At 53.5% G+C, this 23,442-nt stretch carries 22 protein-coding genes; 12 read left to right on the top strand and 10 right to left on the bottom strand.

The window, feature by feature from the left end:
* Positions 1–5: 5 nt before the first annotated feature.
* From GBC03_07830 to rraB, 3 genes are all read right to left on the bottom strand, one after another.
* Entirely contained in the window at positions 6–836 is an 831-nt protein-coding gene (locus GBC03_07830; GenBank protein ID QFS70120.1) for a topoisomerase II, read from the bottom strand.
* Positions 837–917: 81 nt separating this feature from the next.
* Positions 918–1,682, bottom strand: a complete 765-nt coding sequence (gene miaE, locus GBC03_07825; protein ID QFS70119.1) for a tRNA isopentenyl-2-thiomethyl-A-37 hydroxylase MiaE — start codon at positions 1,680–1,682, stop codon at positions 918–920.
* 60 nt (positions 1,683–1,742) lie between these two features.
* Positions 1,743–2,168: a ribonuclease E inhibitor RraB gene (gene rraB / locus GBC03_07820; protein QFS70118.1), complete on the bottom strand. Its 426-nt coding sequence runs from the start codon at positions 2,166–2,168 to the stop codon at positions 1,743–1,745.
* Between the two features lie 163 nt (positions 2,169–2,331).
* On the opposite strand from rraB, the gene argF (GBC03_07815) reads away from it, so the two are divergent.
* A complete protein-coding gene (gene argF, locus GBC03_07815; GenBank protein QFS70117.1) occupies positions 2,332–3,336 on the top strand; it encodes an ornithine carbamoyltransferase in 1,005 nt (334 codons plus the stop codon).
* 94 nt (positions 3,337–3,430) lie between these two features.
* On the opposite strand, the gene GBC03_07810 is transcribed toward argF (GBC03_07815), so the two are convergent.
* The 3 genes from GBC03_07810 to GBC03_07800 form a co-directional block, all read right to left on the bottom strand.
* Positions 3,431–5,878, bottom strand: a complete 2,448-nt coding sequence (locus GBC03_07810) for a molybdopterin guanine dinucleotide-containing S/N-oxide reductase (GenBank protein QFS70116.1) — start codon at positions 5,876–5,878, stop codon at positions 3,431–3,433.
* A gap of 27 nt (positions 5,879–5,905) precedes the next feature.
* A complete protein-coding gene (locus GBC03_07805; protein QFS70115.1) occupies positions 5,906–7,006 on the bottom strand; it encodes a cytochrome C in 1,101 nt (366 codons plus the stop codon).
* 479 nt (positions 7,007–7,485) lie between these two features.
* Positions 7,486–7,938 carry a YhcH/YjgK/YiaL family protein gene (locus tag GBC03_07800; GenBank protein ID QFS70114.1) on the bottom strand — a complete coding sequence of 151 codons (453 nt, stop codon included), beginning with the start codon at positions 7,936–7,938 and terminating at the stop codon, positions 7,486–7,488.
* 677 nt (positions 7,939–8,615) lie between these two features.
* On the opposite strand from GBC03_07800, the gene arcA reads away from it, so the two are divergent.
* The 11 genes from arcA to GBC03_07745 all read left to right on the top strand — a co-directional run bounded on the left by arcA (position 8,616) and on the right by GBC03_07745 (position 17,436).
* Positions 8,616–9,836 (top strand): arginine deiminase, encoded by a 1,221-nt coding sequence (gene arcA / locus GBC03_07795; protein QFS70113.1) that lies wholly within the window; start codon positions 8,616–8,618, stop codon positions 9,834–9,836.
* A gap of 10 nt (positions 9,837–9,846) precedes the next feature.
* Positions 9,847–10,779, top strand: a complete 933-nt coding sequence (arcC, locus tag GBC03_07790) for a carbamate kinase (protein ID QFS70112.1) — start codon at positions 9,847–9,849, stop codon at positions 10,777–10,779.
* Between the two features lie 110 nt (positions 10,780–10,889).
* Positions 10,890–11,894, top strand: a complete 1,005-nt coding sequence (gene argF, locus GBC03_07785; protein ID QFS70111.1) for an ornithine carbamoyltransferase — start codon at positions 10,890–10,892, stop codon at positions 11,892–11,894.
* A gap of 111 nt (positions 11,895–12,005) precedes the next feature.
* A complete protein-coding gene (locus GBC03_07780; protein ID QFS70110.1) occupies positions 12,006–13,085 on the top strand; it encodes an alanine/ornithine racemase family PLP-dependent enzyme in 1,080 nt (359 codons plus the stop codon).
* Between the two features lie 33 nt (positions 13,086–13,118).
* Positions 13,119–14,594, top strand: a complete 1,476-nt coding sequence (arcD, locus tag GBC03_07775) for an arginine-ornithine antiporter (GenBank protein ID QFS70109.1) — start codon at positions 13,119–13,121, stop codon at positions 14,592–14,594.
* 251 nt (positions 14,595–14,845) lie between these two features.
* Positions 14,846–15,325 carry an ArgR family transcriptional regulator gene (locus tag GBC03_07770; GenBank protein ID QFS73945.1) on the top strand — a complete coding sequence of 160 codons (480 nt, stop codon included), beginning with the start codon at positions 14,846–14,848 and terminating at the stop codon, positions 15,323–15,325.
* Between the two features lie 98 nt (positions 15,326–15,423).
* Positions 15,424–15,525 carry a pyr operon leader peptide gene (gene pyrL / locus GBC03_07765; protein QFS70108.1) on the top strand — a complete coding sequence of 34 codons (102 nt, stop codon included), beginning with the start codon at positions 15,424–15,426 and terminating at the stop codon, positions 15,523–15,525.
* Positions 15,506–15,559, top strand: coding sequence for a hypothetical protein (locus GBC03_07760; GenBank protein QFS73944.1), 54 nt, complete (start codon positions 15,506–15,508; stop codon positions 15,557–15,559). The genes pyrL and GBC03_07760 overlap by 20 nt, the downstream gene beginning before the upstream one ends.
* 2 nt (positions 15,560–15,561) lie before the next feature.
* Entirely contained in the window at positions 15,562–16,497 is a 936-nt protein-coding gene (gene pyrB / locus GBC03_07755) for an aspartate carbamoyltransferase (GenBank protein QFS70107.1), read from the top strand.
* A 14-nt stretch (positions 16,498–16,511) separates the two neighbouring features.
* Positions 16,512–16,973, top strand: a complete 462-nt coding sequence (pyrI, locus tag GBC03_07750) for an aspartate carbamoyltransferase regulatory subunit (protein ID QFS70106.1) — start codon at positions 16,512–16,514, stop codon at positions 16,971–16,973.
* Between the two features lie 76 nt (positions 16,974–17,049).
* Complete coding sequence (locus GBC03_07745; GenBank protein QFS70105.1) at positions 17,050–17,436, top strand: 2-iminobutanoate/2-iminopropanoate deaminase; 387 nt, start codon at positions 17,050–17,052, stop codon at positions 17,434–17,436.
* 52 nt (positions 17,437–17,488) lie between these two features.
* Here GBC03_07745 and GBC03_07740 read toward each other — a convergent pair whose 3' ends face one another.
* The 4 genes from GBC03_07740 to mgtA all read right to left on the bottom strand — a co-directional run bounded on the left by GBC03_07740 (position 17,489) and on the right by mgtA (position 23,420).
* Positions 17,489–18,775 (bottom strand): TRAP transporter large permease subunit, encoded by a 1,287-nt coding sequence (locus GBC03_07740; protein ID QFS70104.1) that lies wholly within the window; start codon positions 18,773–18,775, stop codon positions 17,489–17,491.
* A gap of 30 nt (positions 18,776–18,805) precedes the next feature.
* On the bottom strand, positions 18,806–19,315 hold the full coding sequence (locus tag GBC03_07735; GenBank protein ID QFS70103.1) for a TRAP transporter small permease subunit: 510 nt from the start codon (positions 19,313–19,315) through the stop codon (positions 18,806–18,808).
* A 60-nt stretch (positions 19,316–19,375) separates the two neighbouring features.
* A complete protein-coding gene (locus tag GBC03_07730) occupies positions 19,376–20,353 on the bottom strand; it encodes a DctP family TRAP transporter solute-binding subunit (GenBank protein QFS70102.1) in 978 nt (325 codons plus the stop codon).
* 358 nt (positions 20,354–20,711) lie between these two features.
* Positions 20,712–23,420: a magnesium-translocating P-type ATPase gene (gene mgtA / locus GBC03_07725; protein ID QFS70101.1), complete on the bottom strand. Its 2,709-nt coding sequence runs from the start codon at positions 23,418–23,420 to the stop codon at positions 20,712–20,714.
* Positions 23,421–23,442 lie beyond the last annotated feature (22 nt).

Raw genomic sequence — 23,442 nt, 5'->3', positions numbered from 1 at the left:
GCAGGTTATTGCATCTCAGGCGATACCGAAAGTCGAATCACGCCAGCGGCCTGAGCGGCTGGCAATTTCAGCACTTCCACCCACATATCCTGCACCAGATCGCAGACAACCTTTTCTTTCCCCACGCCCTTCTGCGGCTCAGCCATAAGCTGTACATCCTGCCCGTAACGCTGCACCAGCACCGGTACGACGTTTTGCAGATCCTCCATGGCCTGTTGTTTCTCAGCCTCTGTCACCGTGTGTTTATTGACACCATACGCCGCGCGCATCATCGTGGCATCGCCTTCCATACGCCGTTTCAGAATATCCTGCGAGATCAGACGCGTCGGGTTAATCCCGCCTTTGACCTGCGGGAAGAGAAAGCGGAAACACTCGTCGTCGCCTTTTTTCTGCACCGCGGCAATCTGTTCGAGATTGATCTTCATATAGTCAACGACGTTGCTGTCCGGCGCCTGCTGTAAACGCGACATCTGAATTTGTAGCACCTGCGGTTGAATGGTATCGATAATTTGCTGCTCGGTTTTACCTTCATTTTTTAGCTGCAGCGCCTGTGTACGAAGATGGATCCAGAATGTCGGCTCCTGTTCCTTCAGTACCTGAAACGTCGGCATTTGCAGTAGCACGGCATCAAACTGCTGCTCTTCCGTTTGACCGGATGCCGCTTTTTCTCGCGGGATCAGGTAGTGCACGTCAAAGAGGTTCCACGCGACGATCGCCACAATCATCAGCACCGCGCCAGAGGCTTTCCCCACCCAGCCTTTTTTACGCATCAGCCCAATCACCGCAGCGATAACCGCGCCGACGTAGCCTGCGAGAAGTACATGTGTCCAGTTCATCGGTATTCCTTGCCCTGAAAAGGAGACATTTTTCCCTGCTCGCGACGGGATGTCACCTTACAGCAGGCAGAACTACCGAAATTAAGAGGCGACGGGGACGCCGCTGTGAAAGCGAAACTCATTGTCCGGTGAGGCTATCAGCACGGCTTCCACTTCACCAAAATGACGGACGCGGGGAGAAATATCCTCCTGCGACACCTGTTGCGCCAGCGCCAGGTAGTCCTGAAAGTGGCGCGCTTCGGAGCGCAGTAGCGACAGGTAGAACTTTTGCAGGTCGTCATCGAGAAACGGGGCCAGCGCGGCAAAGCGTTCGCAGGAGCGTGCTTCGATGTAAGCCCCACAAATCAGCTTATCAATCAGCGTCAGCGGTTCATGCGTGCGCACCGCTTTCAGCATCCCTTTTGCGTAGCGACTGGCGGTGATCTTCACGTAAGGAATATTTCTGGCCTGCATCGCTTCGCGCACCTGCCAGAAGTGGTGCAGTTCTTCTTTTATCAACAGCACCATGCTGTCGATAAGCTGGCGGCCCCACGGATCGTCCGTTTCTGGCATCACGCTTTTACCAATCTGTTTATGGAGCGCGACAAAGTCCGGTTCCGGCCCTTCGCGGAAGGCAAAGGCTTCATACGGCTGCAGCCAGGCGAGCAGCGCATCCGCACCCGGTTTATCCGCCACGTACTTACGCACCAGCAGCATCGCCGTTTGCGCCGCCTTAAGTTCGCAAATCAAATGATCGGTGAGCAGCAGAGGAAGGTTTTGCGGATCGCGCGCCTGGTCAATCCAGGCCTGCGGGGTAGGACAGTGTAGAAACTGGCGTACCGGGGAGAGAATTTGCGGATAGTCCATGTGTAACCTGTCGAAAGAGTACGGCAGCAAACTGCCGTACTCTTTTAACGTGCGGGGATCTTAGTGACGCACGCCGTCGTCATCTTCGTCGACGTAGTCTTCGTCGTCGCCCTCTTCACCTTCTTCACCGTTCGGATCTTCAAAGTAGGTGCCCCAGCCGTCGTATTCAACGTCATATTTCTCTGCCAGGTTCATCAGTTGCTCAACCTGCGCGTCGATAAGATCGGCTTTCAGCGCACATTCACTGAGGATATCGCAGCAAATGACGGTGTCGCCTTCTTCCACTTCCAGCTCTTCCGGCTCGGTCACTTCGTAGCCAAGTTTAAACGCTTCAACCGCGGCTTTTTCCAGGGTTTCGAAATCGTCTGCGGAAAGATGGTGCTCGATGGTATACAGCGCGTCCGGGTCGCTGCCATCATCCAGTAATTCTTCAATAATCAGGCGCGTTTCTTCACGCTGCTCTTCCAGTTGTTCCGGGTTTGCCATGGCTCGTTCCTCATAATGTCCTGCCGATACTCTTATTGTCACATACCACCGTCGTTGCCTCCACCTTTCCAGAAAAGATTTGTTAAACGGGGTTGCAAATGCATAATCATCCATATAAATTGAATTTTAATTCAATAGATGGCATCAGCCATGGGAGGGAACTATGTCAGGTTTTTATCAGAAGCATTTTTTAAAGTTACTCGATTTCACCTCTGCTGAACTCAACGCACTTATCCAACTTGCCGCAAAACTGAAAGCCGATAAGAAAAATGGCAAAGAAGAACAAAAACTTACAGGCAAAAACATCGCGCTCATCTTCGAAAAAGACTCGACCCGTACACGATGCTCTTTCGAAGTTGCCGCTTACGACCAGGGCGCTCGCGTCACTTATCTCGGTTCCAGCGGGAGCCAGATTGGGCATAAAGAGTCAATTAAGGACACCGCACGCGTGCTGGGCAGGATGTATGACGGCATTCAGTATCGCGGTTACGGTCAGGAAGTGGTCGAAACGCTGGCCGACTATGCCGGTGTACCGGTATGGAACGGGTTGACCAATGAGTTCCATCCCACCCAGTTGCTGGCCGACCTGCTGACAATGCAGGAACATTTACCGGGCACAGCGTTCAACGACATGACGCTGGTTTACGCCGGTGATGCGCGCAATAACATGGGTAACTCAATGCTGGAAGCCGCCGCACTCACCGGGCTTGATCTGCGTCTGGTGGCGCCAAAAACCTGCTGGCCAGAAGCATCGCTGGTCGCAGAATGCAGCGCAATGGCGAAGAAAAATGGCGGCAACATTACGCTCACCGAAGATATCGCGGCAGGAGTGAAAGGTGCGGACTTTATCTACACCGACGTCTGGGTGTCGATGGGCGAACCAAAAGAGAAGTGGGCGGAGCGTATCGCCATGCTGCGTGACTATCAGGTCAACAGCCAGATGATGACGCTTTCCGGGAATCCGCAGGTGAAGTTCCTGCACTGCCTGCCCGCGTTTCATGACGACCAGACCACGCTCGGTAAAAAAATGGCGGAGGAATTTGGTCTGCATGGCGGGATGGAAGTCACCGATGAGGTATTTGAATCCCCGGCCAGTATTGTGTTCGACCAGGCCGAAAACCGGATGCATACCATTAAAGCCGTGATGGTGGCAACGCTGGCACAATAATGTTATCTGCAAAGAAAAACCCCACATAACAATGTGGGGTTCATGAGTAGTCTGAGACGAAATCACCGTTTCCGCTCAGTATTACAACCGTGAATTACGCGCCCATTGGTGGCGTAAACGCGGTAAGTTCCAGCTCCGGTCCAGTGTATTTCTCCGCCATCACCAGCGCAGTGTTGCCAGCACAGCCATTCGCCAGACGCGAGGTCGGGATGTCTTTGGTAAGCACGTTGGCCCCGCCGTTTTTACAGATCCCGGTGCCAGCATAATCCAGATCCGGCCATGCGCCTTCATGGATACACACCACGCCCTGCTTGATGCCGTCGGTAACTTTCGCGCCGGTCAACACCTGGCCGCGCGCGTTCCAGACACGCACCAAATCGCCGTCGGCAATGCCACGTTTTTTCGCATCTTCCGGATGGATGTAGAACGGCTCACGGTTAGCCACCGCATACTGTTTACGCAGCGACGCATAGTTAAGCTGGCTGTGTAAACGATGCGCCGGGTGCGCGGTCAGCAGTTGCAGTTCACCCTCTTTAGCGTTGCCAGCCCACTCGTCTGGTTCCAGCCAGGTCGGATGCGCCGGGCAATCCTTATAGTTGAAGCCTTCGATGGTTTTCGAGTAGATCTCGATTTTGCCGCTCGGCGTACCCAGCGGGTTCATCACCGGGTCCTTACGGAAATCGGCATAGCGCACAAATGCTTCTTCTTTCGGGTTCTTACGCATTTCGATCAGCTTGTTCGCGTCCCAGAAGGCGGTAAACTGCGGCATATTGACGCGCTGCTGGCGAGCGCCTTTCTGCGCCACGTCGTAGAACTCGCGCAGCCAGTCCATTTCGCTCTTGCCTTCGGTATAGGCAGCTTTACCGCCTGGTTTCAGCAACTCCGCCATATCCGCGAACACGTCAAAATCGTTGCGGGCCTCGAATTGCGGTGGGATAGCTTGTTTCATCGGCACCAGATGCTGGTTGCTGTAGTCGCCGGTCATGGTCAGGTCGTTACGTTCAAACGATGTGGTGATCGGCAGAACAATATCAGCGTGCTTGGCAGCAGCCGTCCAGTAGCACTCGGAGATCACCACCAGTTCCGGTTTTTGCCAGGCTTTTACCAGGCGGTTGGTGTCCTGATGATGAGTGAAGTTGCCACCGCCGGCCCACCAGATCATGCGCAGATCGGGGAAGGTTTGTTCTTTACCATTATGCTGATATTTGCCACCGGGGTTTTCCAGGGCCTCAACAATACGCGCAACCGGGAACGCTTCAACCGCATCGGAAGTTGCCCAGTCGTTGCCAGCAGACGAGCCGCCTGCGATTGTCGCTGAAATCGCCGACAGCACCCCGCCGCTACGGGTTGGGTTGCCGCCGTTAGAGTAATGGTAAGAGAAACCAAAACCGCCACCCTCGGTACCAATCTGGCCGAGCATCGCCGCCAGGGTGACCAGCATCCAGTGGCGCTGTTCGCCATACTGCTGACGCTGAATGCCCCAGCCCGCCATCAGCATGGTTTTATTCTTGGCAAAGATTTCCGCCAGAATTTCCATTTGCTTCGCCGGAACGCCGCAAATCTTCTCGGCCCAGGCCGGATTTTTCGGCGTGTTGTCGCTTTTACCCGTCAGATAAGCTTCGAATTCGCCATAGCCGGTGGTGTATTTATCGAGGAAGGCTTTGTCATGCAGGCCTTTTTCTACCAGCACGGACGCAATACCCAACATCAGCGCCACGTCGGTACCCATATTCGGCGCAATCCACTGCGCTTTATCACCGAAGAAATCGATGGTTTCTGAGCGTTGCGGATCGATGGCGATAACGGTTTTGCCGGAGGCTTTCAGTTTATTGAAGTACTCGAGGCCTTGCTCATCAGTACTGGTCCAGGCAATTTTCAGGGTGTTCAGTGGGTTAAGGCCCCACAGGACCACCACCTGGCTATGTTCAAGGAGCAGCGGCCATGCCGTCTGCTGCTCGTAAACTTCTACCGAACCGACTACGTGCGGCATGATCACCTGTGCCGCGCCAGTAGAGTAGTCGCCGGTATGTCCGGTGTAGCCGCCCGCCATGCTCATGTAACGCTGAAGCAGCGTCTGCGCTTTGTGCAGTACGCCACTGGAGCGCCAGCCATAAGACCCCGCAAATACGGAAGAAGGGCCATGCTCGGCACGGATACGGGCGTGCTGTTCGTGAATGAGCTTCAGGGCGTCTTCCCATGACACTTTGACGAACTCGTCTTTACCACGGTTGCCGTCCGGTTTGCCCGGCGCATTCAGAAAGCCTTTACGTACCATCGGAGATTGAATACGGCACGGGGTATGTGCCTGATCCGGTGCGGTAGTTTGCAGATCGTTGGGAATCGTTTTCGCCAGCGCGCCACGAGACGAAACAATTTTGCCGTCTTTAACCTCAATGTACATCGCTCCCCAACGCCCCGCAGTCAGGATCGCGTTACCCGGCGCGCCTGCGGCCCACGTCGGCATCGGGATTGCCGAGGTAATCATCATTGCGCCAGCGGAACCGCCGGCATACTTTATAAAGTTACGTCGTGTAAGATTCATGGGGTTTCCTTTAATCGTAATTTTCAGTTATTCCTTAGAGGTAAAATCTTTGGCGTGATACTGGAACCAGCGAGTAAGGATGTCTAAATCCTCAGCGCTGATGTCCGTTCTCGCGCCCATCCCTTTTGCTACGGAAGGCCAGGCATTTAAGGTGTAATGTTCAGAAGAAATCGGCGCATGGCATCCGGAGCAATACGTTTTGTCGAGTGTTTTGGCGTAGTCCCAGATAGCGTCGGGTTTACCCAGTGCGGGTTCAGCCAGTGGCGCGCGTAGAGAAACCGTGCGCCACGCGTTTCCGTAAGGATCTTTTTCCCAGTCACTGGAGATTTTGAGTGCTTTTTGTCCTTCATCGGTAAGCGTGGCAAGGACTAAACGCTGGCCCGCCGCAAAGTAAATCACCTGCTCGGCTCCCTGCATTTGGCTACCGATTATCTCCACTTCACGCGCATCGCCAGACTGACCCACCACGTTCAGTTTGGTGGCCGGGTAAACCGTGCCCAGATTGCCCAGTGAGGTAGGCGCGACGGGGTACACTTCTTTTGCATCAACCGGCGTCTGGCGTGCGCTTTCTATCAGTGCATCATGGGCTTTGGAGTCAATTGTGATTTCAGGTGGGAAGTGCGCGATACCTTTATGGCAATCAATACAGGTTTGTTTTTCTTTGATGCCCAGCGCATGCATTTTCTGCGCGTCGGCGCTCTGCTTTTGCAGATCCATGGCGTCAAACTGGTGACACGAGCGGCAGGTCGCCGAATCGTTGGCTTTCATTTGATCCCAGACGGTCTCCGCCATCTCAAGGCGGTGCGCCTCATATTTTTCCGGCGTATCAATTTTGCCGGTGACAAACTCATGCCAGATATCCTTGCTGGCCCGAACTTTCGTGATCAGGTAATCCATACCCGATTGCGGAATATGGCAATCCTGGCACTCAGCGCGGATACCTTTTTGATTCATAAAGTGCGCAGACCCCTGGTACTCTTCATAGGGTGCTTGCATGGTGTGACAGGAGAGACAAAACGAGGTGTCAGACGTTTTATGCATCATCCACATGGATGACAGCGCGAGAGTTCCCCCCAGGATAATGCCCACGAAAACAAGACCTGCTATCCACTTCCATTTTTTATTCATACCTTGCCCTGAAATTAATTCAAAAGTTAATATTTAATTTTGTGGGATATATTTTGCGGGATGCTTTTTAAACAAGAATTGATGTAACACAAAAGTGTTATTAACCAGAAAGAGTTAAACGTGCTATTGATCGAGTTTTTGAAAGTTAACCGAAAAGGTTACCGCTAACCGTATGTTGTGACTGAAGTTATGGCGATAGCGATATAAAATTAAATATACAACGACTAACTGAAATCGAGCCCTCGTTATATATTTAAATACATAAGGAAATAATGTGATCGCGGTGCGCTATTAATGGCTGAAATAAACCGACCTGTACAGATTGGCTCTCTTCTGAATGATGAATGCAGGCAGCCGTTTTGATATTTTTTACCGCTTTCGCAGGAGCAAGGAACTTTACGGCCGAATTTAAGATAAGGGATAAAAGGTACAGCCGCTCCGATTCAGGGAGCGGCTGCTCAGTCCCGGCCTTGACTGTTTCAGGCCATCAGCAGTTTAACCACCGCTTTACGCACCGGCGCGGGTGCGCCGACGGCACACAGCGGTTTGTGCACTTCTTGCGGATAAAAGACGACAAAGTCGCCTTCATTCAGGATCAGCGTTTTCTCTTGCTCACCTTCCGCTAAAAACGCGATGTCTTTATCAGCCAGCCAGTCGGTATCCGGCTTACCGGCAGGCAGAACGCTGAAGGTCATCCCTTCCTGCCCTTTCAGCACGATCTGAATATCCAGATAGCGCGCGTGATACTCCGCCCGACGCTTCTCGAACGGCTCGGTCATATCTTCAGAAATCAGATAGAACAGACGGCTGCCGTCGATCTCATGTTTCCCCTTCTCCGTCGTTTCGGTGACGTTTGCCTTGATGTGCTCAATCGCCTGGCGAAGTTCTTCAGGAAGCCAGGATTGCAGATGGTGAATGTTACCAACGATCATCTTATACCCCTCATTCAAAACAGCGTTTCAATTTTAATTGTTATACGAAAAAATGCCCTGCCGTGCCATCGCTATCTTGCAAAGTTTTGCGTCAGCGCATGTTTATCGCTGAAGTTGTTGACTATCTGTTAACACCAAACAGTGTTCTATGCATATTTAGTGCATAAAATGTAAATTCAACCAAGGGTAAATTTTCATAACATACTGTTATAAAAAGAGTTATAAGAAAAACCGCCAGGCGATCACAATTCATTTCCCTTACTCAATCAATGATAATCACCATAGTTATTGCGCGATTTACTTTATGGTAAAAATAATATAATTCACAATACGCATATCTATGCATCGAATCATTATTATTTGATACAAATCATAGTGTTACATTACTTTCATTATTTGATCTCGCCAACAAATAATTAACACTGAAGAATAACCTGCCGTATAACTGCGTAGTAATTCAGTTTTATACTTTTTATTTTTGTTATTTCTCAGACCTCTGTCATATATTAATTAAGAAAAAACAAATAACCGAATGGATGTGAAACCCATCACATTCTCGACGTCTTAATAATTCAATGATGCCTCTCGAAAAATATCGGAACAGTTATGACTGCGAGCATTTTTATTATTCGCAGCCACCCCCTTTTTATTCCTGAAATAGAGTGAAAGGTATCGTAATGGAAAAACATTATGTCGGTTCTGAAATCGGCCAACTACGCAGTGTGATGTTGCATCGCCCTAATCTCAGCCTGAAACGCCTCACGCCGTCTAACTGCCAGGAGCTCCTGTTTGATGACGTACTGTCGGTTGAACGCGCGGGTGAAGAGCATGATATTTTCGCCAACACGTTACGCGAGCAGGGTATCGAAGTCCTGTTACTGACTGATTTACTGACACAAACGCTGGATATCGCGGATGCGAAAAGCTGGCTGCTGGAAACACAAATCTCGGATTACCGACTTGGCCCTACTTTCGCCACCGATATCCGTGCCTGGCTTGCCGATATGTCGCATCGTGAACTGGCCCGTCATTTAAGCGGTGGACTCACCTACGGTGAAATTCCCGCCTCAATTAAAAATATGGTGGTCGATACCCACGATATTAATGACTTTATTATGAAGCCATTGCCGAACCATTTATTTACCCGTGATACTTCCTGCTGGATATATAACGGCGTCTCCATTAACCCAATGGCTAAACCGGCCCGCCAGCGCGAAACCAATAATCTGCGAGCCATCTATCGTTGGCATCCACAATTTGCCGACGGCGACTTTATTAAATATTTCGGCGACGAGAATATTAATTACGACCATGCCACCTTAGAAGGCGGTGATGTACTGGTGATCGGGCGCGGGGCCGTGCTGATCGGGATGTCTGAACGCACGACCCCGCAAGGGATCGAGTTTCTTGCCCAGTCTCTGTTTAAACATCGCCAGGCTGAACGGGTGATCGCCGTTGAGCTCCCCAAACACCGCTCCTGTATGCACCTCGATACCGTCATGACCCACATCGATATCGACACCTTCTCCGTTTACCCGGAAGTGGTGCGCCAGGACGTGCAGTGCTGGACCCTGACGCCAGACGGCCGCGGCGGCCTGAAACGTACCGAAGAACGCACGCTGGTTAACGCCATTGAGAAAGCACTCGGCATCGATCAAGTGCGCTTGATTACCACCGGCGGCGACGCCTTTGAAGCCGAACGCGAACAGTGGAACGACGCCAACAACGTCCTCACGCTGCGCCCCGGCGTGGTCGTGGGCTACGAACGCAACATCTGGACCAACGAGAAATACGACAAAGCCGGCATCACCGTGCTGCCCATCCCCGGCGACGAACTGGGGCGCGGGCGCGGCGGCGCGCGCTGCATGAGTTGCCCACTGGAACGCGATGGCATTTAAGGAACCCACCATGCAAAACAAACCGACTTTGGTTGTCGCTCTGGGCGGCAATGCGTTGCTCAAGCGCGGCGAACCGCTGGAAGCCGATATCCAACGCAAGAACATCATCCTGGCGGCGAAAACGATCGCCCAACTCACTCAGCAATGGCGGGTGGTGCTGGTTCACGGCAACGGGCCGCAGGTGGGTCTACTGGCATTGCAGAACAGCGCCTATGACCGCGTCACCCCGTACCCGCTGGATATTCTCGGGGCGGAAAGCCAGGGGATGATCGGCTACATGCTGCAACAGGCGCTGAAAAATCAACTGCCGCAGCGGGAAATCAGCGTGCTGCTTACTCAGGTGGAAGTGGACGCAAACGATCCGGCCTTTCGCAACCCCACCAAGTATATCGGCCCGGTTTATGACCACGCACAGGCCGATGCGTTACAGGCGGAAAAAGGCTGGGTTTTCAAAGCTGACGGTAAAGCCTTTCGCCGCGTGGTGCCCTCACCACAGCCGAAACGCATTGTTGAGAGCGACGCCATCCAGGCACTGATCGCCCGCGATCACCTGGTCATCTGTAACGGTGGCGGCGGTGTGCCGGTCGTCGAGAGAGCGGACGGTTACCACGGCCTCGAAGCGGTGATCGACAAAGACCTCTCCGCCGCGCTGCTTGCCAGCCAGATCCACGCCGACGCGTTGCTGATCCTGACCGATGCCGACGCGGTGTACCTCGACTGGGGCAAACCCACCCAACGTCCGCTGGCGCAGGTGACGCCGGAACTGCTGAGCGAAATGCAGTTTGATGCAGGCTCAATGGGACCCAAAGTCAGCGCCTGCGCTGAATTTGTCAGCCGCTGCCACGGCATTGCGGGCATCGGTTCGCTGGCCGATGGTCCGGCCATTCTCGCCGGAGATAAAGGCACCCTGATTCGGCGCGAAACCGCCGATGTTGACGCGTAAGGCTTTTTTGCCGGATGGCGGCCTCGCCTTATCCGGCCTACACCGATTCACGTCCGTAGGCCTGATAAGCGCAGCGTCATCAGGCAGTTCATTTTAACAAGGATACATTGATGGCTATTTCACTGAAAAATCGCAACTTTTTGAAGCTTCTCGACTTTACTCCGGCGGAAATTCAGTTCCTGATCGATCTGGCGATTGAACTGAAGGCGGCGAAGAAAGCCGGGCGCGAAAAGCAAACGCTGACCGGGAAAAATATCGCGCTGATATTCGAAAAAACCTCCACCCGCACCCGCTGTGCCTTTGAGGTCGGGGCATTTGACCAGGGCGCGCAGGTCACTTACCTCGGCCCAAGTGGATCGCAGATTGGGCATAAAGAGTCGATGAAAGATACCGCTCGCGTACTGGGCCGGATGTATGACGGCATCGAGTACCGCGGGTTCGGTCAACAGATCGTTGAGGAACTGGGGCAATACGCCGGGGTGCCGGTGTGGAACGGCCTGACTGACGAATTCCATCCTACGCAGATCCTCGCGGATCTGATGACCATGCTGGAGCACGCGCCTGGAAAAACGCTGCCCGAACTGAGCTTCGCTTACCTTGGCGATGCGCGTAACAACATGGGCAATTCACTGATGGTCGGTGCCGCGAAGATGGGCATGGATATTCGCCTCGTCGCGCCAAAATCCTTCTGGCCAGATGAAGCGCTGGTCGCCCAGTGCCGCAACATCGCCAGCACCACCGGGGCGCGCATTACGCTGACGGACGATGTTGAAGAGGGCGTTTACGACGTCGATTTTCTGTACACCGACGTCTGGGTCTCCATGGGTGAGCCGAAAGAGGCTTGGGCTGAGCGCGTCAGCCTAATGACGCCGTACCAGATCAACCAGAAGGTTATCGACGCCACCGGCAATCCCAACGTGAAATTCATGCACTGCCTGCCCGCCTTCCATAACGAACACACCAAAGTGGGACGTGAAATCGAAGCGGCCTACGGCCTGAAAGGGCTGGAAGTCACGGAAGAGGTTTTTGAATCCGCTCACTCCATCGTGTTCGACGAAGCAGAAAATCGCATGCACACCATCAAAGCAGTGATGGTGGCGACGCTCGGCGACTAACCCACACGGAAAGCGCCGTCCGGGACGGCGTCTTTCTCCACGGTAGCTACTGGACCGAACGAACCGGGCGCGGGTGCCCCCTGACCCGCGTCTCACGTAAGGAGACCCATTATGCGAAACCAGGATTTTCCATGCCTCTTCGTTAATCTTTCGGTCATTCGTGACAACACCCGCACGCTGATCGCACTGTGCCGCCAGCACGGCGTAGAGCCTGTCGGCGTCAATAAGCTGAGCTGTGAAGCAGCGAATGTCGCCAGAGCCATGATTGATGCGGGTATCAGCACGATTGCGGATTCCCGGATCCAGAATCTCAAAAAAATAGCCGATCTGCCCGTCGACAAACTACTGCTGCGTCTGCCGCAGATAAGCCTGGCGCACGACATCGTGGCCTATGCGGATATTTCGCTGAATTCCGAAGAGCATACGTTGCAGGCGCTCTCCGCAGCTGCAACGGCGCAGAACAAAACGCATCGGGTCATTTTGATGCACGACCTGGGCGATCTGCGCGAAGGCTGCATGGATCCACAGGAGACGCGACGTCTTGCGCGCCTGGTACACAAGGAACTGCCGGGACTGACGCTGGAAGGCCTTGGCGCCAATCTCGCCTGCTACGGCGGGGTGGAACCTACTACCGAAAACCAGCAGGCGCTGGTCGATCTCGCCCATGAGATAGAAGACGAACTGGGTATTGAACTGCGCACGATTTCTGGCGCCAGTTCCGCTGCCCTGTTCCTGCTGATCAACGGTGGGCTACCGACGGGCGTTAACCAACTGCGGCTTGGCGCATCGCTGATTATGGGATTCGGCCTGAATGACGAGCCGATCCCCGACACCCGCCAGGATGCCATCAAGCTCGGCGTGGAGATCATCGAGCTGAAAGATAAACCCTCCGTTCCGCGACACTCCACGGCGCTGGATGCCATGGGGAGAAAGCCGGTATTCGAAGATCTTGGCGTACACCACCGGGCGCTCGCCGCACTCGGCGAGCAGGACGTCTCCTTCTCCCAGCTCCGGCCATTTGACCCCGGCGTCAAAGTGCTCGGCGCCAGTTCCGATCACTTGATCCTCGATGTCACCCACACCGCATCGGGATATCAGGTGGGCGACATCGTCTATTTCTCCCTGGGATACAGCGGCGTCTTGCAGTGCATGACCTCCGAATACGTCGGCAAGCAATACAGCTACTTCTAAAAATCACTCTCTGTCAGATTGAGGACTCTCTTCATGACTACTCTTGATACCAGCAAACCGGCTGCGGACGCTTCGGCCTCCCTGTCCGAAGGTAAGCTCAAACTTCCGGCACTAACGGCGCTTGTGGTCAGTGCGCTGATTGCCGCCGGGGTATTTTCCCTGCCGCAGAACATGGCGGCCAAAGCGGGCGCCGGCGCGATCCTGATCGGCTGGGGAATTACCTTTATCGGGATGTTAACCCTCGCCTTTGTTTTCCAGACCCTGGCGCATCGTAAAAGCGACGTTGAAGGCGGCGTGTATGGCTATGCCCGCGCGGGCTTTGGTGAGTACATCGGTTTTAACTCCGCCTGGGGTTACTGGATCTCGGCGTGGATCGGCAACGTTTCGTACTATGTGGTGATCTGTTCCGCCCTCGGCTCATTCAGCGCGCTCGGCTTCTTTGGTGATGGCACCACCCTTTCTGCGCTGATTGTGGGTTCAATTCTGCTCTGGAGCCTGCATTTCCTGATCTGTCGCGGCGTGCAGGGTGCAGCCCTGCTCAATCTGATCGGCACGGTCGCGAAAGTGGTTCCTCTGATCATGTTTGTTGTACTGGTCAGCGTCGCCTTTCAGGTTCGCACCTTTAAGATCGAATTCTGGGGCAATGAACAGCTCGGCTCCGTCATGGACCAGGTGAAAAACATCATGCTGGTCACCACCTGGGTTTTCATCGGCATTGAAGGCGCGGCCATGTACTCAGGCCGGGCGATGAAAAAATCAGACGTGGGTAAAGCTACCATGATTGGATTTTTCATCTCGATTCTGCTGTTCGTCGCCGTTTCGGTTCTGTCGCTGGGCGTCCTTTCCCAGCCCGAGCTCGCCCAGTTGAAGAACCCCTCGACTGCGGGCGTACTGGCTGCGGCGGTCGGGCCGTGGGGTGCCGCTCTGATGAACATCGGCCTTATCGTTTCCGTCGGTGCCGCGCTGCTGGCCTGGACGTTATTATCTGCGGAAACGGCGTACATGGCCGGTAAAGACGGCACCATGCCCAAATTTCTGGGCAAAGAAAACGCCAATAAAGCACCAGTTAACGCGCTGCTGCTGACCAATGTCCTGACCCAACTGTTCCTGATCATCGCCCATTTCCAACAGGCGGGGTATCTTGCGCTGCTGCTGCTTGCCACCTCAATGATCCTGATCCCCTATTTTCTCAGTGGTCTGTATGCCCTGAAAGTGGCGTGGCAGAGAGACGGTTACAGTAGTGATGAACAGCGTTCCATCACCCGCGACATCATCATCGGCGCGCTGGCAACACTCTATGGCGCCTGGCTGGTCTACGCCGCCGGGATGGAATATCTGCTGATGTCGATGATCCTCTACGCCCTCGGCATCATTTTTTATGTCTGGGCGCGGAAAGAGAAAAATGGGAGACTTTTCAATCCAATAGAGATCGTTCTGGCTATTATGGTGGTGGCGGCGGGGATCTATGCCGTCTACCTGTTGGCGACAGGCGTGCTCACGCTCAGTTGATGCACGTCAACACAGGGAAGACGAAGCGGCAAAACTCCGCCTTCCCTTAGACGACTAAGTGGAATATTTTCTCATGGAGATGCCATCCGTCAGGATGCTGAAGCGAGCTCCAGTAGAATTTCAATAAGCCGATCAAATACATCCCGGTTGAAATGGAGAACGTTTGCTTAGTGCGTCATCAATTAAAAATAGAAACATTGGGCAGACCTATTGGTTGTTATCTTCGGCTGATTACACTGGACTAACTGATGATGAAACTTTACCAACCCGCTTCAGAAAAAGAAGAACTACAGCTCTCTGTTTGTCAGCGCCTGATTGGCGAAAAAAGTTATCTCTCGCAGGAGGAGATCCGCCGCGATCTGCAAAACTACGGCTTTGAAACCATCAGCCAATCGACGGTTTCCCGCCTGCTGAAAATTCTTGGCGTCATAAAAATTAGAAATACGAAAGGACAAAAAATTTATTCCGTAAATCCGCAATTGCGCCCTGCCCCCGATGCCGCCCGTTCGATTGCTGAAATGGTAGTGAGCGTGGAGCACAACAGCGAATTTATCCTTATCCATACTGCCGCCGGCTATGGTCGTGCCGTCGCCAGGATCCTCGATTACCATGCCCTGCCGGAGATTCTGGGAGTGATCGCGGGTAGCAGTATTGTCTGGGTTGCCCCACGGGTTGTACAGCGGACTGGCCTTGTCCACAAACAGATTAACTACTTACTAAAAATGAATTAATATTCATTAAAACCGTTTGCGTTGAATAAAAATGGCATTATTTGCTTGATCCGCAAACGGAGCTGAGTATAATCGCGGACAATTTGCCGGGAGGAAGTATGGTCCAGTGTGTACGACATTCTGTCTTACCGCGTCTGAAAACAGACGCTGGCCTGCCGTTTTTCTTTCCGTTGCTAACCTATTCCCAGCCCCTCAAATGAGGGGCTTTTTTTTTGCCCAGGCGTCAGGAGATAAACATGGCTAACCCGCTATATCAAAAACACATCATTTCCATAAACGACCTCAGTCGCGACGACCTCAATCTGGTGCTGGCGACCGCGGCGAAATTAAAAGCTAACCCACAACCGGAACTGCTCAAGCACAAGGTGATTGCCAGCTGCTTCTTTGAAGCGTCTACTCGTACCCGCTTGTCGTTTGAAACCTCAATGCACCGCCTGGGTGCCAGCGTGGTCGGTTTCTCCGACAGCGCCAACACGTCGCTGGGCAAGAAAGGCGAAACGCTGGCGGATACCATCTCGGTTATCAGCACCTACGTTGACGCGATCGTGATGCGCCACCCACAGGAAGGCGCGGCACGTCTGGCGACGGAATTCTCCGGTAAGGTGCCGGTACTGAACGCGGGCGACGGTTCGAATCAGCATCCGACCCAGACGCTGCTGGATTTGTTCACCATTCAGGAAACGCAGGGTCGTCTGAATAACCTGCACGTGGCGATGGTCGGCGACCTGAAATATGGCCGTACCGTACACTCACTGACGCAGGCACTGGCCAAGTTCGACGGCAACCGCTTCTACTTCATCGCCCCGGATGCGCTGGCGATGCCGCAGTACATTCTCGATATGCTTGACGAAAAAGGCATTGCCTGGAGCCTGCACTCCTCTATTGAAGAGGTGATGGCGGAAGTAGACATTCTGTACATGACCCGCGTGCAAAAAGAACGTCTGGACCCTTCTGAATACGCCAACGTTAAGGCCCAGTTTGTTCTGCGCGCCAGCGACCTGGCGGGAGCACGGGAAAACATGAAGGTACTGCATCCACTGCCGCGTATTGATGAAATCGCCACGGATGTGGATAAAACGCCTCACGCCTGGTATTTCCAGCAGGCAGGCAACGGGATTTTCGCCCGCCAGGCGTTACTGGCACTGGTTCTGACTAGCGATCTGGCACTGTAAGGGGAGATAACGAGATGACACACGATAATAAACTGCAGGTTGAAGCGATCAAATGCGGCACCGTAATCGACCATATTCCCGCGCAGGTTGGCTTTAAATTGCTGACCCTGTTTAAGTTGACCGAAACCGATCAGCGCATCACCATCGGCCTGAACCTGCCTTCCGGTGAAATGGGGCGTAAAGACCTGATTAAAATCGAGAATACCTTCCTGACCGCCGAACAGGTTAACCAACTGTCACTGTACGCGCCGCAGGCCACCGTTAACCGTATCGACAACTACGAAGTGGTGGGTAAATCGCGCCCAAGCCTGCCGGATCGCATCGACAGCGTGCTGGTCTGCCCGAACAGTAACTGTATCAGTCACGCCGAGCCGGTTTCATCCAGCTTCGCAGTGAAAAAACGCGTAGATGACATTGCTCTCAAATGCAAATACTGTGAAAAAGAGTTTTCTCATTATGTGGTGCTGGCCAACTAATTGGGGTTGGTTATAAATTCCTGGCTACCTATAATACCTGGGAAAATTCTTTTACCGCTGTACTTCAGGAGAAATCATGAGCAAAACTATCGCGACGGAAAATGCACCCGCAGCAATCGGTCCATATGTTCAGGGCGTAGATCTGGGCAGCATGATCATCACTTCCGGTCAGATCCCGGTTGACCCGAAAACCGGCAGCGTGGCAGAAGACGTCTCCGCGCAGGCGCGTCAGTCGCTGGAAAACGTGAAAGCTATCGTTGAAGCCGCTGGTCTGAAAGTGGGCGACATCGTGAAGACGACCGTATTTGTCAAAGATCTGAACGATTTCGCAACCGTCAACGCCACCTACGAAGCGTTCTTCACCGAGCACAACGCCACCTTCCCGGCACGTTCCTGCGTGGAAGTGGCGCGTCTGCCAAAAGACGTGAAGATCGAGATCGAAGCGATCGCCGTTCGTCGCTAAGCGATAAAAAAATCCGGGCATCAATGCCCGGATTTTCGTTACTGCAGTCCCCTCACATCACGCCAAAGAATTTCGGCAGGAACAGCGAAATCGCCGGAATATAGGTCACCAGCATCAGCACCAGGAACAGCACCGCGTAGAACGGTAGCATCGCCTTCACCACCTGTTCGATCTTCTGTTTACTCACCGCACTGGCAACAAACAGCACCGACCCTACCGGCGGCGTGATCAGGCCAATCCCCAGGTTCACCAGCATAATCATCCCGAAGTGTACCGGATCAATACTGAGCGCGTTGGTAACCGGCAGCAGCACGGGCGTCAGGATCAGAATCAGCGGGGCCATGTCCATCAGCGTACCGATCAGCAGCAACATGATGTTAATGCACATCAGGATGACATACTTGTTATCCGAGATACTGGTGAAGGCTTCGGTAATGCGCATCGGCAGTTGCATGTACGTCATGATGGCGCCAAATGCCGCAGCGAAACCAATCAGGATCATCACGATGGTCACAGTCTTCACGGTGCGATACATCAGCTTCGGCAGTTCAGACCATTTGTAGTCGCGGTAGATGAACATGGTGACGAAGAACGCCCACAGGCAGGCGATCGCCGCTGATTCTGTTGCAGTAAAGATACCGGAAAGGATCCCGCCCATAATAATGACGACCGTCATCAGTCCCCACAGCGTATCGAGAAAGATCTTCAGCGCCTGTCGGAACGGTACGCGTTCCCCTTTCGGGTAGCCGCGCTTATGGGCAAAGCCAACACACATCACCATCAGGGTAAAACTCAGCAACAGCCCTGGCAGGATCCCGGCAATGAACAGCGCGGCAATCGACACCGTACCGCCCGTCGCCAGCGAGTAGATAACCGAGTTATGGCTGGGCGGCGTCAGGATTGCCTGCACCGAACCGCTGGCGGTGACCGCCGCGGCGAAGTCGCGCGGATACCCTTTCTTATCCATTTCAGGGATCATCACCGAACCGATGGACGCGGTATCCGCCACCGACGAACCAGAGATCGCGCCAAAAAAAGTCGATGCCACAATATTTACCAGCGACAGGCCGCCGCGGATAAAACCAACAAAGATGTAGGCGAAGTTCACTAAGCGCCGCGCGATCCCACCTTCCGCCATAATGGCACCGGCCAGAATAAAGAACGGGATCGCCAGCAGCGAGAATTTGTTCACACCGTTGGTCAACTGGATCATCACCGCTTCCAGCGGGATATCGATATACCACGCCCCGACGATCGCGCTGATCCCTACCGCGTACGCCACCGGCACCCCAATCGCCAGCATGATGCCGAGCGTAAAAACGAGAATAAATGCATCCATCTGCTTTCCCCTATGAAGTCGGTTCGGTCATCAACTGGTTGAACCCAGCATGACGACAGGACGTTGATACTGAGCGCCACGGCAGATCTTTTCGATGATGAAAAGCAGCGTGATCGCTGAACCGATAGGGAGCGGAAGATAGTTTTCCCCGGCAGTTAAAATGGGAAATTCCGCCACGGGCTGTTGCCACAACTCGTAACAGAGCGTCGAACCGTACCAAAGAATAAAAATGCTGATCGCCAGCAGCATCAGATCGGCACCGATAAAGCAGATCCGACGCCCCATTTCGCCAAGACGATCGGTCACCATGCTGACAGCAATATGCGAACCCGCGCGGTAACTGACCGCCGCACCGACAAAGGTAAATGTCACCATGCATAATATGGCGACCGGTTCAGGCCATGACAGCGCGCTGTTCATCACATAACGCGCGAATATCCCCACGGGAATAACCGCCACCATCACCAATAAAGCCAGCCCGGCAATCCACATTGAAATTCGATACAGCACATCCATTACCGATGAATAACATTCACCCATAATCATCACCTCAACTAATAACCGATTCAGGCGGATGACCTCCGTCACCCGCCTGATGAATTACTTCACATCCTGAATCCGCTTGATCAAATCCTGGTGGTCTTTACCATATTGATCCCGGACGGACTGTGTGGCTTTATAGAAATAATTCGTATCGATATCATGAAAATTCACACCATTCGCTTTCATCGTCTCCAGCGATTTCGCGTTATACGCTTCCCAGAGTTGGCGCTGTTCCATTTGTGCTTCTTTCGCCAGTTTAATAATTAATTCCTGATCTTCTTTTTTCAGCTTGTCCCACTTGGCTTTTGAAAACAGGAACAGCTCAGGAATAATGAAATGCTTACTCCAGGTATAATTTTTGGCAACCGGCAGATAGTTATGCGCGACAAAGGTCGGCGGGTTATTTTCTGTGCCATCAATGACCCCAGTCTGCATCCCGCTGAACACCTCACTGGTCCCCATTGCGATCGCATTCGCGCCCATGGCTTTTAAGGTATCGAGTGATACCGGGCTGGTCTGAACACGAATTTTCATCCCCTTCAGGTCTTCCGGTTTCACGACCGGATCCTTGGTAATCAGGTTGCGCGTGCCGGCATCCATCCAGCCGAGAAACACCAGTCGGGACTGGCTGTTCGCGGTCAACCTGTCGCCAATTTCCTGACCAATTGCCCCGTCCAGTACTTTGTGCAGGTGATCTTCATCACGGAAGACATAGGGCAGCGTAAAGACGTTAATCTCTGGCAATATTGCGGCAACCGGAGACATCGACACGCGGATAATATCAATCGCACCCAGTTGCGCCTGTTCAATCATCTGCTTTTCATCGCCCAGCACACCGCCCGGGAAGGTTTTAATATCCAGACGCCCGTCGGTAGCGGCGCTGAGTTTTTCGCCCATATGCTTCACAGCAACCACGTTCGGATAATCCGCCGGATGGACATCTGCCGCACGCAGCGTTTGCGCAGACGCCGCCTGAGCGGCCAGCACTAAGGCGGAACCCATACACAGGTTTAACAAGGTTTTAGTCAGTTTCATTTTTCCATCTCCAGAGGTTTATAATTTTCATTAATACAAACGACTTGCAGGATAGAGGGCCACCTTAATTAAAAGGGACAGTAAGGAATGACATTGCCCGAACAGACGAGTCGGTGTAACAAATTATTACGATGATTATGTTCATAAAATGATGCGGGATGGAATTTTTTTTAGCACGCTGTTTCATTTTTGCAATGAAGGTCTTTTTCCTGGAAAAAAGATGTTCTGAAGAGGCCTAAAATTGTGATCGACCACACCTCTTTGGTTTTTCAAAAAAAATAAAACACGACGGATGAAAGAATATATTCTTTTGCAGGGTGAAAAGAAAAATGGCTGCCGAAGCAGCCATTATTTTCGCTTATTGCCAGCCGTAGCGGCGGCTATAGAATCCTTTCACCAGTTGCGTTAACGTCATATATCCCACCAGGATCGCCACCAGCCAGGGGAAATAACTCAGCGGTAACGCCTGCAATTGCAGATAACCTGCCAGCGGTGAGAACGGTAGCGCTATTCCCACAACCATGACCACCAGCGTCATCAGCATCAGTGGCCAGGCGGCACGACTCTGGATAAACGGCACGCGGCGCGTACGAATCATATGCACAATCAGCGTTTGCGAGAGCAGGCCCACCACAAACCAGCCTGACTGGAACAGCGTCTGCGCTTCTGGCACATTGGCATGGAATACCCACCACATCAGGCAGAACGTCAGAATGTCGAAGATGGAGCTGATGGGGCCGAAGAAGAGCATGAAGCGACCGAGATCCGCCGGATTCCAGCGCTGTGGTTTTTGGATCTGCTCATCGTCAACGTTATCAAACGGGATCGCCACCTGGGATACATCGTACAGCAGGTTCTGAATCAGCAAGTGTAGCGGCAGCATGGGCAGGAACGGCAAAAAAGCGCTCGCCACCAGCACGCTAAAGACGTTGCCAAAGTTAGAACTGGCGGTCATTTTGATGTACTTCAGCATATTGGAGAACGTACGGCGCCCTTCAATCACGCCCTCTTCCAGCACCATCAGGCTCTTTTCCAGCAGGATGATATCGGCCGCTTCACGGGCGATGTCTACCGCACCGTCAACCGAGATGCCGATATCCGCCGCGCGCAGCGCCGGCGCGTCATTGATGCCGTCGCCCATAAAACCCACCACGTGCCCTTCGCGTTTGAGCAGCCGGACGATCCGCTCTTTATGCATCGGCGTCAGGCGTGCAAACAGCGTGGTACGCTGGGCCAATGCGGCGAGCGCGTCGTCGCTCATGCCTTCGATCTCGTTCCCGACAATCACTTCTCCGGCGTCCAGGCCCACCTCATGGCACACCTTCGCAGCCACCAGTTCGCTGTCACCGGTCAGGATCTTCACGGTGATGCCACTGGCGTTAAGCGCCTTCAGGGCGGGCGCGGTAGTCTCCTTCGGCGGATCGAGGAAGGCAATGTAGCCTTCAAGGATCAGATCGGATTCATCAATACGCTGGTAATCGCCTTCCCGTGCCGGCAGATATTTGGTCGCCACGGCAACGACGCGCAGCCCCTGACGGTTCAGCGTGTCAGTCACGCGCTTCACCCGTCGCAGCATGTTGTCATCCAGCGGGACAACTTCGCCGTTATGGCGCACCTGCGTACAGACGCTGAGGATCTCCTGCAACGCGCCTTTGCACACCAGTTGATGGACATTCGTCTCTTCCGCCACCACCACCGACATCCGGCGGCGCTCAAAATCAAACGGGATCTCATCAATTTTCTGCCAGCGGGTAGACAACTCGCGCGCGGCCCCTTCATCAACGCCTTCCAGCACGGCGGTATCCAGCAGGTTTTTCAGCCCGGTCTGATAATGGCTGTTCAGCCACGCGGCATGCAGGACGCGTTCACTGGGCTTACCGGAGATATCCGTATGATTCTCCAGCACAATTTTATCCTGGGTCAGCGTACCGGTTTTATCGGTGCACAAAACATCCATCGCGCCGAAGTTCTGAATCGCATCCAGATGTTTGACGATCACTTTTTGCTTCGACAGTTTCACCGCACCGCGCGCCAGCGTCGAAGTGACAATCATCGGCAGCATTTCCGGCGTCAGGCCCACGGCGACGGAGAGCGCAAACAGCGCCGCTTCCCACCAGTCGCCTTTGGTATAACCATTGATGAGCAATACCACTGGTGCCATCACCAGCATAAAGCGAATCAACAGCATGCTGACGCGGCTGATCCCCTTCTGAAAGGCGTTCTGCTCACTTTCCTGTTCGCTGACGCGCCCCGCCAGTTGACCAAACCAGGTATGGGCTCCGGTGGCGATCACCATCGCCTGCGCCGTGCCGCTCACCACGTTGGTCCCCATAAAGCAGAGGGTGTCGCACTCAAGCGGGTTGCTTTGATTGACGTCTCGGGTGCGCGCCACTTTCTCCACCGGCAGCGATTCCCCGGTTAACGATGCCTGGGCGACAAACAGATCTCGCGCCTGAATCACCCGCAGATCGGCCGGGATCATATCCCCGGCCGACAGCTTAATAATGTCGCCGGGCACCAGTTGATCGATTGGCAGCTCAACCCAGCCATTTTCCCCTTTCTCATTGATGACCCGCAGCACTGTCGCAGTATTACTGACCATCGCTTTCAGCGCATCTGCCGCTTTGGTGGAACGCGCTTCCTGGATAAAGTTAAGCAGCGTGGAGATTATCACCATCAGGGCGATCACCCCGGCGGCGAACAGATCCTCTGTGGCATACGAAATAGCCCCCAGGAGGGTCAGTAAGATATTGAACGGGTTACGATAACAGACCCACAGATGCTTCCACCACGGCGACGGTTTCTGGGTAGGCAGAAGGTTTTCACCGTGTTGTTCGCGGGCGGCGTTCACCTCTGCCGCAGTGAGTCCTTCCGGATGCGCATTGAACGTTTTCCACAACGTCTTTTCATCCATCGCGGCCACTTTCAGGCAGTGTTCGCTCAGGGAAGCAGGCATCGGGGTGCTGACAATCGACTGTGCATTGGGTAACGGATCGCGATGCACCAGGCGATCGGGCAGATGGCGGCCAAGCCGGGCAAACAGCTGGCGAGTGATATTTTTAAACATAGGCAGTCCCTCCGCGCCAACA

Source organism: Citrobacter telavivensis (genome assembly GCA_009363175.1).
Lineage (GTDB): Bacteria > Pseudomonadota > Gammaproteobacteria > Enterobacterales > Enterobacteriaceae > Citrobacter_A > Citrobacter_A telavivensis.
The sequence above is the reverse complement of the archived record's forward strand: the minus strand, read 5'-3'. Positions and strand labels throughout refer to the sequence as shown.

Bases quoted from the DNA above. Each gene is read 5' to 3' on its own strand.
- GBC03_07830 (QFS70120.1), bottom strand. From the start codon at position 836: ATGAACTGGACACATGTACTTCTCGCAGGCTACGTCGGCGCGGTTATC.
- miaE (QFS70119.1), bottom strand. From the start codon at position 1,682: ATGGACTATCCGCAAATTCTCTCCCCGGTACGCCAGTTTCTACACTGT.
- rraB (QFS70118.1), bottom strand. From the start codon at position 2,168: ATGGCAAACCCGGAACAACTGGAAGAGCAGCGTGAAGAAACGCGCCTG.
- argF (QFS70117.1), top strand. From the start codon at position 2,332: ATGTCAGGTTTTTATCAGAAGCATTTTTTAAAGTTACTCGATTTCACC.
- GBC03_07810 (QFS70116.1), bottom strand. From the start codon at position 5,878: ATGAATCTTACACGACGTAACTTTATAAAGTATGCCGGCGGTTCCGCT.
- GBC03_07805 (QFS70115.1), bottom strand. From the start codon at position 7,006: ATGAATAAAAAATGGAAGTGGATAGCAGGTCTTGTTTTCGTGGGCATT.
- GBC03_07800 (QFS70114.1), bottom strand. From the start codon at position 7,938: ATGATCGTTGGTAACATTCACCATCTGCAATCCTGGCTTCCTGAAGAA.
- arcA (QFS70113.1), top strand. From the start codon at position 8,616: ATGGAAAAACATTATGTCGGTTCTGAAATCGGCCAACTACGCAGTGTG.
- arcC (QFS70112.1), top strand. From the start codon at position 9,847: ATGCAAAACAAACCGACTTTGGTTGTCGCTCTGGGCGGCAATGCGTTG.
- argF (QFS70111.1), top strand. From the start codon at position 10,890: ATGGCTATTTCACTGAAAAATCGCAACTTTTTGAAGCTTCTCGACTTT.
- GBC03_07780 (QFS70110.1), top strand. From the start codon at position 12,006: ATGCGAAACCAGGATTTTCCATGCCTCTTCGTTAATCTTTCGGTCATT.
- arcD (QFS70109.1), top strand. From the start codon at position 13,119: ATGACTACTCTTGATACCAGCAAACCGGCTGCGGACGCTTCGGCCTCC.
- GBC03_07770 (QFS73945.1), top strand. From the start codon at position 14,846: ATGAAACTTTACCAACCCGCTTCAGAAAAAGAAGAACTACAGCTCTCT.
- pyrL (QFS70108.1), top strand. From the start codon at position 15,424: ATGGTCCAGTGTGTACGACATTCTGTCTTACCGCGTCTGAAAACAGAC.
- pyrB (QFS70107.1), top strand. From the start codon at position 15,562: ATGGCTAACCCGCTATATCAAAAACACATCATTTCCATAAACGACCTC.
- pyrI (QFS70106.1), top strand. From the start codon at position 16,512: ATGACACACGATAATAAACTGCAGGTTGAAGCGATCAAATGCGGCACC.
- GBC03_07745 (QFS70105.1), top strand. From the start codon at position 17,050: ATGAGCAAAACTATCGCGACGGAAAATGCACCCGCAGCAATCGGTCCA.
- GBC03_07740 (QFS70104.1), bottom strand. From the start codon at position 18,775: ATGGATGCATTTATTCTCGTTTTTACGCTCGGCATCATGCTGGCGATT.
- GBC03_07735 (QFS70103.1), bottom strand. From the start codon at position 19,315: ATGGGTGAATGTTATTCATCGGTAATGGATGTGCTGTATCGAATTTCA.
- GBC03_07730 (QFS70102.1), bottom strand. From the start codon at position 20,353: ATGAAACTGACTAAAACCTTGTTAAACCTGTGTATGGGTTCCGCCTTA.
- mgtA (QFS70101.1), bottom strand. From the start codon at position 23,420: ATGTTTAAAAATATCACTCGCCAGCTGTTTGCCCGGCTTGGCCGCCAT.